We start from the raw sequence: 13,129 nt of genomic DNA on the forward strand, positions 1-13,129 counted from the left end.
GGCGACGAGCGCTGTGCAGTGCCAACGGAGTTCTCCGGGCTGATCACAGAAAAGCGACTTCGAGATTGTTATACGCACCCAATGCTGATCGGCATGCGGAGAATCAGGCCCCGAGGCTCTTCCTCATCCTGGTGAACGATCGGGCGTTGTTCATCGCCAGGACGGCGACGACGTCGTCCGCTCGCTCGTACACGGCGACGAACGAGCCGGCCTCCGGGTCGCCCTCGACCACGCGCACCGAATCGGTCGACTGGCGACGGCCGGCGAACTGGATGCGAGAGCCGTACTGGTCCGACCAGAAATACGGAACACCGGACGGCGCGGGCTGCGCCCCCACGATCGACCGCGCCACTCGCCGAGCCTGGGTGACCGCGTGCGACCAGTGTTCGCTGCGATGGTGGTCCTGCAGCACCTCGTCGAACGCGCGAGCGCAGTCCCCGATCGCGTAGACGCCCGGAACGGTGGTGCGGCACTGCGCGTCGGTGACGAAACCGCCGTCGATGGCGAGGCCGGACGCTGCCGCCCACTCCGTGTTGGGGATCGATCCGATTCCGATCACCACGACGTCGGCGGGCAGTACCGTCCCGTCCCCCAGCAGGACGGAGGTGACGGCCCCGTCGCGGCCTCCTAGAGAGTCGACGGCGGCGCCGAGCAGGAGGGTCACGCCGTTCGCACGATGCAGATCGACGCAGACCTCCGCCATCGTCAGGCCGAGCGGGCCGGACAGGGGAGCGGTGGACGCCTCGACGATGGTGACGGAGATGCCGAGGCCGGCGGCCGTGGAGGCCACCTCGGCTCCGATGAATCCCGCGCCGATCACCACCATGGTGGTCGCCGTGGCCAGCGACGAGCGCAGTGCGGCGGCGTCGTCCAACGTGCGCAGCGTGTGGACGCCGCCGAGGTCGTCGGCGCCCAGCAGGGTCCGTGCGCGCGCGCCGGTCGCGATGACGACGACGTCGGCACTCACCTCCCGCCCGTCCGCGAGCTCCACGCTCCGACCGGTCATGCCGACAGCCGGTGTCCCGAGCACCCAGTCGACGTCGAGCGCATCGGGTTCGGGAACGAGCCACGGGTCGGGAGCCGATCCCTGCAGGAAGGCCTTGGAGAGGGGCGGGCGATCGTACGGCAGGTGGGGCTCGTCGCCGACGACGGTGACGCGACCCGTGAACCCGTCCTCGCGGAGAGCGGTCGCGACGGTCGAGCCCGCGAGCGACGCCCCGACGACCAGGACGGAGTTCACCGTCTCGACGTCGGGCCTGTCGGGGGTCGTCACGAGCCGGGGAGGTCGAGCACGACCGCGCCGTCGACGACGTGCACCGCATATGTCCGAACGGGAGTCTTCGCCGGTGTGCCCGAGGGGGCGCCGGTCCGCAGATCGAAGCACGACTCGTGGAGCGGGCACTCGACTGCGCAGTTCTCCACCCATCCGTCGGCGAGCGAGGCGTCCTGGTGTGTGCACGTGTCGTCGATCGCGAAGAGGCCCTCCTCGGTGTGGAAGACGGAGATCGCGGTGTGACCCGGCGGGGTGACGGTGGCGACCTCGCCGACGGGGAGGGCCGATGCCGAGCAGACGGCGACGCGATGAACGGTGTCCGGCATGATGCCTCCCGCAAGTGTGACGGTGTTGCGTCGATCGCAACTGTGATCGATCTGCGCAACAGGATGCACCAGGACGATCCACCGCGTCAATCGCTGCACCGGTGTGTCGAACCACAGCGTGCCGGGTTGACAGCCCGGCCCGGGGCGTCGAGTCTGTGTTGCGTAAACCACCCATCGTTGCGCTGATCGCAACAGGTCCCAGGGGGACGCTCGTGACACCTCGTATCGTCGTCATCGGCGCCGGAATCGTCGGGACCTCCCTGGCGGACGAACTGACCGCCCGTGGGTGGACGGACGTCACCGTGCTCGACCAGGGGCCGCTGTTCTCCACCGGCGGATCCACCTCGCACGCCCCCGGGCTGGTGTTCCAGACGAATCCCTCGCGCTCCATGGCCCACTTCGCGGCCTACACGGCCGACAAGTTCCGCGCACTCACGCACGACGACGGGCCGTGCTTCGACACGCTCGGCGGCCTCGAGATCGCGACGACCGAGGCTCGGTGGACTGATCTGCAACGCAAGGCCGGGTGGGCGCGCTCGTGGGGCATCGAGGGACGGCTCGTCGACGCCGCGGCCGCAGCGGCTCTGCACCCGCTCGTGGACCCGGACGTCGTGCTCGGCGCGTTCCACACTCCGAGCGACGGTCTCGCCCGGGCGGTGCGGGCCGCCGAGATGCAGGCGCGTGCGGCGCAGGCCCGCGGGGCGGTGTTCCGGGGGGACAGTCCGGTGACCGAGATCCTCCAGGCGAGTGGACGTGTGACGGGAGTGCGGACCCCGCACGGCGACGTGCCGGCGGACATCGTCGTGTCGGCCGCGGGCTTCTGGGGTGCCGAGCTCGGGCGCACGGTGGGCCTCACGGTTCCCCTGGTCCCGATGGCGCACCAGTACGCCTACACCGGACAGATCGAGGCGCTGGTCGGCCGGAACACCGGTGCGACGGACGCGAGTCTGCCGATCCTTCGTCACCAGGACGGCGACCTCTACTACCGGGAGCACGGGGATCGTCTCGGTATCGGCTACTACGGCCACGACCCGATGCCCGCGGACATGGGCGCGCTGTCGTGGGACGCGGACGGTGACGCGTCGTCCGTGGCGCCCCCACCGATGCCGTCGATGCTGCCGTTCACCGAGGACGATTTCGCGCCGGCCTGGCGTGAGTCCGCGAGAGTGCTTCCGGCGCTGCGGGAGTCGAAGGTCGAATCCGGATTCAACGGCATCTTCTCCTTCACTCCCGACGGTCACTCGATCGTCGGGGAGCACCGGGATCTGGCCGGCTTCTGGGTGGCGGAGGCGGTGTGGGTGACGCACTCCGCCGGTATCGCGCGCGCTCTCGCCCAGACCCTGATCGACGGCGCCTCGGAGATCGACCTCCACGAGTCCGATCTGTATCGCTTCGAATCGGTCGAGCGCAGTCCCGCCTTCATCGCCGCCACCAGCGCCCAGGCGTTCGTGGAGGTGTACGACATCGTGCACCCCCGCCAGCAGCGCACGGCGCTGCGAGGACTGCGGCGCAGCCCGTTCCACGCCGCGGAGGTCGCGCTGGACGCCCGCTTCGTCCAGGGCGGAGGCTGGGAGCGCCCCGCCTGGTACGAGAGCAACGCGGGCGAACTCGCGGCGCTCCTCGAGACCGGGTTCCACCTTCCGGTCCGCGACGAGTGGTCCGCGCGCCACTTCTCCGACATCGCCGTGGCCGAGGCCGCGGTGACGAGGAGCCGGGTCGCGATGTACGACATGACACCGCTCACCCGGTACGACGTGGAAGGACCCGGCGCAGCCCACTTCCTGCAGCACCTCACCACCAACGACGTGGACACCGCGATCGGCCGTGTCACCTACACGCTGATGCTCGACGAGAGAGGCGGGATCCGCAGCGACCTCACGGTCGCGCGACTCGGCGCCGATCACTATCGCGTCGGAGCGAACGGTCCACTCGACCTCGATGCGATGCTGCGCCGCGCCAGGACGGGAACGCCCGACGGTCCGGTGACGGTGCGGGACGTCACCGGAGCGACGTGTTGTGTCGGAGTGTGGGGTCCCCGTGCCCGCGCGATGGTGGCACCGCTGGCCGACGCGGATTTGGGACACAAGGCCTTCGGCTACTTCCGCGCAGTGCGGACGTACCTCGGTGCGATTCCCGTGATCATGATGCGGGTGTCGTACGTCGGCGAACTCGGGTGGGAGATCTACACCGACGCCGAGTACGGCGGCGCCCTGTGGGACCTGTTGTGGGAGGCCGGGTCCGATCACGGGGTGATCGCTGCCGGCCGGCTCGCGTTCGACAGCCTGCGACTCGAGAAGGGGTACCGCGCGTGGGGGCACGACATGACCTCCGAGGACACCCCGGCCGACGCGGGCGTCGAGTTCGCCGTCAAAGGCGCCACGGACTTCGTCGGTCGGTCGGCCCTGGCCGCTCGGCCCGCGACGCGACGGCTGCGGACTCTCGTGTTCGACGACCCGGACGCCGTGGTGCTCGGGAAGGAGCCGGTCTCTCTCGACGGCACGGTCGTCGGGTACGTCACGAGCGCGGGATGGTCGGCGACCCTCGGGCGGTGCGTCGCGTACGCCTGGCTTCCGCTGGACACTCCACTCGGCACCGCGGTGTCGGTGACCTACTTCGCCGCCGCACTGGGTGCGACGGTGTCCGACGACGCGGTCGTCGATCCCGCCGGACAGCTGATCAGGAGATGAGCCACGTGAGCTACGACGTCATCGTCATCGGACTCGGCGGCATGGGCAGCGCCGCCGCCTTCCATCTGGCCGACCGCGGACAGCGGGTGCTGGGGCTCGAGAAGTTCACCCCCGCCCACGACAAGGGATCGAGCCACGGCGGATCGCGGATCATCCGGCAGTCCTACTTCGAGGACCCGGCCTACGTCCCGCTCCTCCTGCGGTCCTACGAACTGTGGGACGAACTGAGGAGCATGTCCGGGAAGGAGGTGCATCGGATCACCGGAGGACTGTTCCTCGGGCGCGAGAGCTCGGTGACGTTCTCGGGCTCGCTGCTGGCGTCACGGCAATGGTCGCTGCCGCACGAGATCCTGGATGCCGCGCAGGTGCGCGAGGCGTTCCCCACCTTCGATCCCGACCCCGACGAGGTGGCACTGTTCGAGGCCGCCGCGGGTTTCGCGAGGCCCGAACTCACCGTTCAGGCCCATCTGGACCTCGCCGAGAACCGCGGTGCGACATTGCAGTTCGGTGAGACGGTGCTCGGCTGGGAGGAGTCGGGGGACGGTGTCACCGTCACCACCGACAAGGGGACCCACACGGCGGGCCAGGTGGTGATCTGCCCCGGTGCCTGGGCACCGCAGTTGCTCGAGCAGTTCGCGGTACCGATCGTCGTCGAGCGCCAGGTACTGCACTGGTTCGGCGCGAGCGCCGGTACCGCCGCGTACGAGAACAACCCGATCTTCATCCACGAGGCCGCGGACGGTATGCAGGACTACGGTTTCCCGGCGATCGACGGTCCCGACGGCGGCGTCAAGGTGGCCTTCTTCCGCAAGGGCATCGAGTGCACGCCGGACACCATCGACCGTACGGTGCACCCGCACGAGATCGAGGCGATGCAGACCCGGGTTCGGCAGACGGTGCCCGGCCTCGACGGGCCGAGCGTGCACTCCGCGACGTGCATGTACTCCAACACTCCGGACGAGCACTTCGTCATCGCGCGGCACCCCGACGCCACCAACGTCACCGTCGCGTGCGGGTTCTCCGGCCACGGTTTCAAGTTCGTGCCCGTCGTCGGTGAGATCCTGGCCGACCTCGCGACCACCGGGACGACCGCGCACCCCATCACCCTCTTCGATCCCCGCCGATTGGTGACCGTATGACAAGCGCCGCGCCCCGCACTCAGTCGTTGATCCCCACTCTCCCCGGATCCTGGTACACCAGCGCGGAGACGTTCCTGGCCGAGCAGGAGCACGTGTTCGAGACGATGTGGTTCTGCGCCGTCCGCAGTGCCGATCTCTCGGCACCCGGCGCCTTCCGCCGCGTCGACGTGGGCCGCGAGAGCGTGCTGGTGGTGCGCGGGCGTGACGGGGCTCTGCGCGCGTTCCTCAACGTGTGCCGTCACCGCGGCGCACAGATCTGCACGGAGGAGTCGGGCCAGGTCAAGCGTAATCTGCAGTGTCCGTACCACGCCTGGACGTACGGGCTGGACGGGAAGCTCGTGGCCGCTCCCAATCTGTCCGCGTTGTCGGACGGGTCCGGTGCCCCGCTCGACCGTACGGAGTGGGGTCTGATCCCCGTCGCGCTGCGGGAGTGGCTCGGCTACGCGTGGCTGTGCCTTGCGGACGAGCCGCCGTCCTTCGAGGACGAGGTGATCGGCGCGGTCACCGAGCGGCTCGGCGACCCGACGGCCATCGACCGGTACGACATGCCGTCTCTCGAACTCGGTCGCCGCGAGGTCTACGACGTGGCGGCCAACTGGAAGCTGATCGTCGAGAACTTCATGGAGTGCTATCACTGCGCCACGATCCACCCGGAGCTGACCGAGGTCCTCCCCGAGTTCGCGGACGGGCTCGCGGCCCAGTACTTCGTCGGCCACGGTGCGGAGTTCGGCGCGGAGATCGACGGATTCACCGTGGACGGGTCCGCGGGGTTCGGCGCCCTGCCGACGCTCTCGGAGGATCAGGACCGGCGGTACTACGCCATCACGATCAAGCCGACCGTCTTCGTCAACCTGGTTCCCGACCACGTGATCCTGCACCGCATGTACCCGGTGTCCGCGGACCGCACCGTCGTCGAGTGCGACTGGCTGTACACGCGGGACGTCGTCGAGTCCGGCCGCGACGTCAGCCGATCGGTCGAGTTGTTCCATCGCGTCAACGTGCAGGATTTCGACGCATGTGAGCGAACCCAACCGGCGATGAGCTCACGGGCATACCGTGACGGTGGCGTTCTGGTGCCGGCCGAGCATCACATCGGGCTCTTCCACGACTGGCTGGCGGAACGCCTGCAGGAGGACGGGCGCCTGCAGGGGTGACCGATCGGTGAAAGGGTGGGGCAGTGAATCAACAGACCGAGCACGACGTCGATCCGACACTGTTCGAGCGCGTTCTCCTCATCGGGGGTGAGTGGGTCCCTGCCACCTCGGGGGAGACCCGAGACTGCATCGACCCCGCGACCGGTCGCGTCCTGGTGTCGGTCGACGAGGCCTCGCCGGACGACGCCCGCGCCGCCGTCGCCGCGGCCCGTGCCACCTTCGATCGCGGCGACTGGCCCGCCACCCCGGTCGCGGAACGCTGTGCGGTGCTCGACCGCGTGGCGGATCTCCTGCAGCGCGACAAGGAGCGACTGTCGGTCATCGAGACCCTCGACACCGGGAAGACGTTGGCGGAGAGCCGCATCGACATCGACGACGTCACCTCGGTGTTCCGGTACTACGCTCAGCTCGCCGCCGTCTCGAGCGATCGTCTCGTCGACGTGGGTGATCCTGCGGTCATCTCGCGCGTGGTGCACGAGCCGATCGGTGTCTGCGTGATGATCGCGCCCTGGAACTACCCTCTGCTGCAGATCTCGTGGAAGATCGCGCCTGCGCTGGCTGCCGGCTGCACGATGGTGCTCAAGCCGAGCGAGGTCACCCCGCTGAGCACCATCGCGTTCACCCACCTGCTGGAGGAAGCGGGGGTGCCGGACGGTGTCGTCAATCTGGTGCAGGGCAGCGGCGCGACCATCGGGCCGGCGCTCACGGACAATCCGGACGTCGACTTCGTGTCGTTCACCGGTGGACTGGCGACCGGCAGCGCGATCCTCGCGAGTGCCGCGCCGCACGTGACCAAGGTGGCGGTGGAACTCGGGGGCAAGAATCCGCACATCGTGTTCGCGGACGCCGCCGACGAGGACACGTTCGACGCCTCCGTCGACCAGGTGCTCACCGGCGTCTTCCTGCACTCCGGCCAGGTGTGTTCGGCCGGAACACGTCTCATCGTCGAGGACTCGGTGGCGGATCGGTTCGTCGACGAGATCGTGCGCCGCGCCGAAGCCATCCGGATGGGACCGGGAACGGACCCGTCCAGCGAGACGGGGCCACTGGTCTCCACGACTCAGCGCGACAAGATGGAGGCGTTCGTCGAGACCGCCCTCGCGGAGGGTGCAGTTCTGCGCACGGGCGGCCGCGCACCGTCCGATCCGGCTCTGGCGGACGGAAGTTACTTCCTGCCCACGGTGTTCGACCACTGCTCTCGTGAGATGGACATCGTGCAGCTCGAGACGTTCGGGCCCATACTGACCGTCGAACGGTTCACCACCGAGGAAGAGGCACTGCGACTGGGCAACGACACGGACTACGGTCTCGCGGCCGGTGTGCGCACCACCGATCCCGAACGCGGCGAACGCATGGTGCGCGGGCTGCGACACGGAACCGTGTGGCTCAACGACTTCGGGTACTACACGGCCGCGGCCGAGTGGGGCGGTTTCAAGAAGTCGGGCAACGGGCGCGAACTCGGGCCCGCGGGACTCCACGAGTACCAGGAGACCAAGCACATCTGGAACAACACCGCAGCACCTCGGGCGGAGTGGTTCGGCACCACCAGCTAGTTTCTTCCATTCTCACGTGAGCGAGGCGACATGGTGTCTTCCACTTCCGACGTCGAGGACGGCGGTCTCGGCGATTTCGGATACAAGGAATCTCTCGACCGCAGTCTGGGCAAGTTCGCGAGTTTCGCGGCCGGCGTCAGCTACATCTCGATCCTGACCGGCACGTTCCAGCTGTTCTACTTCGGATTCGGGTCCGCGGGCCCGGCTTATCTGTGGTCCTGGCCCATCGTCTTCGTCGGGCAGATGGCCGTGGCGCTGTGTTTCATGGAACTCGCGGCCAAGTATCCGGTGGCGGGCTCGGTCTACAACTGGGCGAAGCTGCTCGGCAGCCGCATCGTCGGATGGTCGTCGGGGTGGCTCATGCTCACCGCGTCGATCGTCACGTTGTCGGCGGTGGTGCTCGCCCTGCAGGTGAACCTGCCTCGGTTGTGGTCCGGCTTCCAGCTCATCGGGGACGGCACGGGGGAGTACGACTACGCCACCAATGCCGTCGTTCTCGGCACCATGATGATCGCGTTCACGACTCTGGTGAACGCCGCGGGCATCCGGTTGATGGCGCGGATCAACAGTGCCGGCGTCTTCATCGAACTCGTCGCGGCCGTGCTCATCGCCGTGATCCTGGCGTTCAACATTCAGCGCGGCCCGGAGATCTTCTTCTCCACCAACGGGTACGGAACCGAGGAGAGTGCCGGGTACCTGGGCGCGTTCCTCGTGGCGTCGCTGGCGTCGGGCTACGTGATGTACGGCTTCGACACGGCGAGCTCGCTCGGTGAGGAGACCGTCGAACCGCGGCGTACCGCCCCCAAGGCGATCCTGCGGGCCATCCTCGCGTCGTTCGTCATCGGCGGCGCCATCCTCGTGTTCGCCGTCATGGCGGCGCCGGATCTGAACGATCCCGAGCTGGGCACGCCGCAGGGTGGACTGCAGTCCATCGTCACCTCGGTGCTGTCCGGACCCCTGGGAACGGTGTTCCTGATCTGCATCCTGGTGGCCGTCACGGTGTGCTCGCTCGCGGTGCACACGGCGGCGATCCGCCTCACCTTCGCGATGGCGCGCGACAACGCGCTGCCGTTCGGCGAGCGGCTGGCCACCGTGCATCCGAAGTACCAGACGCCCGTGGTGCCCGCCGTCGTGATCGGTCTGCTCTCGATCCTGATCCTGGTGATCAACGTGGGGCAGCCCAAGATCTTCACGGTGCTCACGTCGATCGCGATCATCATGATCTACCTGGCGTATCTGATGGTCACGGGACCGCTCTTGAAGAAGCGATTGAAGGGCGAGTGGCCGCCGAAGGACCTGAAGGAGGGTGGCTACTTCACGATGGGTCGCTGGGGTCTGCCCGTCAACATCTTTGCGGTCGTGTGGGGCGCCGGTATGGCGCTGAATCTGGCGTGGCCGCGCGAAGCCGTCTACGGGACACCCTGGTACAACACCTGGGGTGCGTTCGTCTACATCGGTGTCATCCTCGGGCTCGGATATCTGTGGTACTTCACCGTCGGTCGCGGACACATCGGTACGTTGACGTCACACGCAGCGACCACCACAGCGGGTACGGCGGAAGGCGAGAAGGTATGACGGACGCGATCTTCGACTACGTCATCGCGGGCGGTGGAACAGCGGGATGTGTTCTCGCCGCACGCCTCAGCGAGGATCCCACCGTGACCGTGTGTCTGGTCGAGGCGGGACCCACGGACGTCGGGAACGACGACATCCTGGTGCTCGACCGGTGGATGCATCTGCTCGACTCCGGCTACGACTGGGACTATCCCGTCGAGCCGCAGGAACGCGGCAACAGCTTCATGCGCCACGCGCGGGCGAAGGTGTTGGGCGGCTGCTCGTCTCACAACTCGTGCATCGCGTTCCACCCACCGGCCGGGATCCTGGACGACTGGGAGGCCATGGGCGCCACGGGCTGGAACGCCGAGTCGATCCTCCCGTACGTCTCGCGCGTCACCGGACCGGTGACGCTGCGGGACGTTCCGCCACTCGATCCGTGTGGTGCCGCCGTCCTCGAGTCCGCGGCCGGCGTGGGACTGCCGACCGTGCAGTTCAATCGCGGTGAGACGGTGCTCAACGGGGCCGGCTGGTTCCAGATCAACTCGTCCGACGACGGGTTGCGCATGTCCACCTCGCACGCGTACCTGCATCCGATCATGGCGACGCGCCCCAATCTCGAGGTCCGCACGGGCTGCTGGGTCAGCGAGATCGTCATCGACGACTCGCTCACGGCCACCGGAGTGCGGTATCAGCGTCCTGATCTGACGGGGCACGACGTCGTCTCCGCACGCCGTGAGGTCATCGTCACCGCGGGCGCGATCGACACTCCGAAACTGTTGATGCTGTCGGGAATCGGGCCCTCGGTGCACCTGCGCGAGATGGGGATTCCGGTGCGTGTCGACTCGGCGGGCGTCGGCGCGAACCTCGACGACCACGTCGAGGGCCTGGTGTTCTGGGAGGCGTCGAAGCCGATGGTCACCACGTCGTCGCAGTGGTGGGAGATCGGCCTGTTCGCCACGACCGAGGACGATCTGACGTATCCGGACGTGATGATGCACTACGGCAGCGTGCCGTTCGACATGAACACCCTGCGCTGGGGCTACCCCACCACGGACAACGGCTTCTGCCTGACTCCCAATGTGACACAGGGCCGTTCACGCGGAACCGTCCGACTGCGCTCACGCGATTTCCGTGATCGCGCCAAGGTCGATCCGCGGTACTTCACCGACAGCGAGGGGCACGACGACCGCGTGATGCTCGCGGGTCTCAAGCTCGCTCGACGCATCGCCGACCAGCCGCAGCTGAAGGACTGGATCGCCCGCGAGTTGGCGCCGGGGCCGGACGCCGTCACCGACGACGATCTACTCGACTACGTGCATCGCACTCACAACACCGTGTATCACCCGGCCGGCACCGCGAAGATGGGTGCCGCGTCGGATCCGATGGCGGTGCTCGATCCCGAATTGCGCGTCAAGGGCGTGCACAATCTGCGGGTGGTCGATGCGTCGGCGATGCCGAAGCTGCCGGCGGTGAACCCGAACATCACGGTGATGACGATGGCGGAACGGTGTGCCGACCTCGTCACCGGCTGACACGCTCGCAGAATTCCTCGCCGGTCACTCTCCGTTCGACTCGCTGACCAGAAGCGATCTCGCCGATCTGGCGGCGACGGCGTCCACCGCCGAGTACGCGGCGGGCGACGTCGTGGTCGGACCGGGCGTCGACGACATCGACGCGGTGTGGGTGGTGTGGTCCGGCAGCGTCGACCTGCTGCACCCCGACGACGTCGACGGCGCCGCGCCGCTCGACACGATCGAGCCGGGTGGGCTGTTCGGCTTCTCGGCCATGCTCGTCGGTCTGCGCACGACCTTCACGGCGACGGCGGCGCGGCCGTCGGTCGTCGTGCGCCTGCCGGGTCCGTCCGTGCGACCGGTGTTCGCGAGCCCCGCGGGTGTGACGTACCTGGCTCGCACGATCGCGCAGTCCTTCGGCGGCCGGTCCATCGCCTCACCGAGTCCCGACGGCGCCGGTCTGTCGTCGGCGCCCGGCGGCACCGCGGCCGCCCTCGTGCGTCGTGCGGCGGCGACCGTGGACGCCGACACCTCGATCCGCGAGGCGGTCTGCCTGATGACGGAGCGCGGGTCGTCGTGCGTGGTGATCCCGACGACGCGGGGCCGGTACGGCATCTTCACCGATCGAGACCTGCGGACGCGGGTGGTCGCCGCCGGTGTGCCGGTGGACACGCGGATCGGATCCGTCATGACAGCGCCGGCGGCCGTGGTGGACGCGGACCGGACGCCCACCGGCGTCCTGTTCGAGATGCTCGAGCTCGGCGTGCAACACATGCCGGTCGTCGATGTTCGGGGCGGTCTGGTCGGTGTCCTCGAGAGCGCCGATCTGCTGGCCAACTCGACCACCCGCAGCTTCTCGTTGCGTCGGCACGTCGAGGCAGCCGTGTCCACCGACGCGTTGATCGAGGTGAGTGCGGGTCTGCGTCCGCTGATCGTCGACCTGTGGCGCACCGGGACCACCGCGGGGGCCGCGTCCGGGATCCTGTCCGTGGTGGTGGACGCCCTCGTCCGTCGTGCCGTGGAGCTGGCGATCGCGGCATCGCCGACCCCGCTGCGCGGCCGCGATCTCGCGTGGTTGTCGCTGGGAAGCGTCGGACGACGGGAGGCGATGCCGTCGTCCGACGTCGACAGCGCGTTGTCGTGGAGCGACGGCCTCGCCGGCCGAGAGGAGGCGCTCCGCCGCCTCGCCCGCGCCGTGCACCGCACGCTCGACGCCTGTGGACTGCCCGCCGACACCAACAACGCGATCGCGTCCAGCCCCCGCTTCGCCCGGTCGGCCTCCGCGTGGCGCGCGGCCGCGAGCGGCTGGCTCGACGACCCCCTGGGCGATCGCGGCATCGTCATGTCCTCGCTCCTGGTCGACGGCCGGGTGGTGTGGGGCGATCCCGATCTCCACTCGGTTCCGGACGCGTACCGCAAGATGGCCGTCGAGCATCCCGAGGCGCTGCGGCTCCAGCTCCGCGATGCGCTGGCCACCCGAGCACGGGTGCGGTCGGTGCGGGACGTGCTCGCGCGGCGCGGTACGACGGTGGATCTCAAGTCGCACGCGGTGTCGCCGATCGTGAACCTGGCGCGGTGGGGCGGTATGAGTGTCGGCGTCGCCTGCGCGTCGACACCCGCCCGGCTGACCGCGGCGGCGGGCAACGGATTGCTGTCGGAACTGGACTCACGCGTGCTCGTCGACGTGTTCGAGCGGCTGCAGCACCTGCGTTTCGGCCATCAGGTGAACTGCCTGAGCGACGGGCGCACCCCGACGGACGTCGTGGCCCTCGGTGAGCTGACACCCCTCGAGCGCAGCATGGTGATGGACGCGATCCGGGAGATCGCGTCGGTCCAGCGCAGGGTGGGCCACGTGGCGTCCACCGTCGGTGTCCCCGTGCCCCGCGCGGTGCGCGACCGCTGACACCCGGTGCCGGATAGAATCGGACA

At 68.6% G+C, this 13,129-nt stretch carries 9 protein-coding genes; 7 read left to right on the plus strand and 2 right to left on the minus strand.

Going from position 1 to position 13,129, the window contains the following annotated elements; all coding sequences use genetic code 11:
• Positions 1–103: 103 nt before the first annotated feature.
• Positions 104–1,273, minus strand: a complete 1,170-nt coding sequence (locus tag HQ306_RS09835) for an FAD-dependent oxidoreductase (protein ID WP_308115477.1) — start codon at positions 1,271–1,273, stop codon at positions 104–106.
• Positions 1,270–1,599, minus strand: a complete 330-nt coding sequence (locus HQ306_RS09840; RefSeq protein ID WP_027505091.1) for a bifunctional 3-phenylpropionate/cinnamic acid dioxygenase ferredoxin subunit — start codon at positions 1,597–1,599, stop codon at positions 1,270–1,272. Before HQ306_RS09840 ends, HQ306_RS09835 begins: the two co-directional genes overlap by 4 nt.
• Positions 1,600–1,811: 212 nt before the next feature.
• Between HQ306_RS09840 and HQ306_RS09845 the strand changes: the two genes are divergently transcribed.
• From HQ306_RS09845 to HQ306_RS09875, 7 genes are read left to right on the plus strand one after another with little or no spacing between them, the layout of a single operon-like run.
• Positions 1,812–4,286 (plus strand): FAD-dependent oxidoreductase, encoded by a 2,475-nt coding sequence (locus HQ306_RS09845; protein WP_222630858.1) that lies wholly within the window; start codon positions 1,812–1,814, stop codon positions 4,284–4,286.
• Positions 4,283–5,425, plus strand: coding sequence for an N-methyl-L-tryptophan oxidase (solA, locus tag HQ306_RS09850; RefSeq protein ID WP_027505093.1), 1,143 nt, complete (start codon positions 4,283–4,285; stop codon positions 5,423–5,425). Before HQ306_RS09845 ends, solA begins: the two co-directional genes overlap by 4 nt.
• Entirely contained in the window at positions 5,422–6,579 is a 1,158-nt protein-coding gene (locus tag HQ306_RS09855) for an aromatic ring-hydroxylating dioxygenase subunit alpha (protein WP_222630860.1), read from the plus strand. The genes solA and HQ306_RS09855 overlap by 4 nt, the downstream gene beginning before the upstream one ends.
• Positions 6,580–6,602: 23 nt before the next feature.
• Positions 6,603–8,132, plus strand: coding sequence for an aldehyde dehydrogenase family protein (locus tag HQ306_RS09860; RefSeq protein ID WP_051613194.1), 1,530 nt, complete (start codon positions 6,603–6,605; stop codon positions 8,130–8,132).
• A 30-nt stretch (positions 8,133–8,162) separates the two neighbouring features.
• Complete coding sequence (locus HQ306_RS09865; protein WP_222630862.1) at positions 8,163–9,707, plus strand: APC family permease; 1,545 nt, start codon at positions 8,163–8,165, stop codon at positions 9,705–9,707.
• Positions 9,704–11,221 (plus strand): GMC family oxidoreductase, encoded by a 1,518-nt coding sequence (locus tag HQ306_RS09870; RefSeq protein ID WP_027505097.1) that lies wholly within the window; start codon positions 9,704–9,706, stop codon positions 11,219–11,221. The genes HQ306_RS09865 and HQ306_RS09870 overlap by 4 nt, the downstream gene beginning before the upstream one ends.
• Positions 11,199–13,103, plus strand: a complete 1,905-nt coding sequence (locus HQ306_RS09875; protein ID WP_222630864.1) for a DUF294 nucleotidyltransferase-like domain-containing protein — start codon at positions 11,199–11,201, stop codon at positions 13,101–13,103. The genes HQ306_RS09870 and HQ306_RS09875 overlap by 23 nt, the downstream gene beginning before the upstream one ends.
• Positions 13,104–13,129 lie beyond the last annotated feature (26 nt).

Origin of the sequence: Rhodococcus sp. BP-160, assembly GCF_019836205.1 — a bacterium.
Classification (GTDB): Bacteria; Actinomycetota; Actinomycetes; order Mycobacteriales; family Mycobacteriaceae; genus Rhodococcoides.

Bases quoted from the DNA above. Each gene is read 5' to 3' on its own strand.
- HQ306_RS09865 (WP_222630862.1), top strand. From the start codon at position 8,163: ATGGTGTCTTCCACTTCCGACGTCGAGGACGGCGGTCTCGGCGATTTC.
- solA (WP_027505093.1), top strand. From the start codon at position 4,283: ATGAGCCACGTGAGCTACGACGTCATCGTCATCGGACTCGGCGGCATG.
- HQ306_RS09870 (WP_027505097.1), top strand. From the start codon at position 9,704: ATGACGGACGCGATCTTCGACTACGTCATCGCGGGCGGTGGAACAGCG.
- HQ306_RS09840 (WP_027505091.1), bottom strand. From the start codon at position 1,599: ATGCCGGACACCGTTCATCGCGTCGCCGTCTGCTCGGCATCGGCCCTC.
- HQ306_RS09855 (WP_222630860.1), top strand. From the start codon at position 5,422: ATGACAAGCGCCGCGCCCCGCACTCAGTCGTTGATCCCCACTCTCCCC.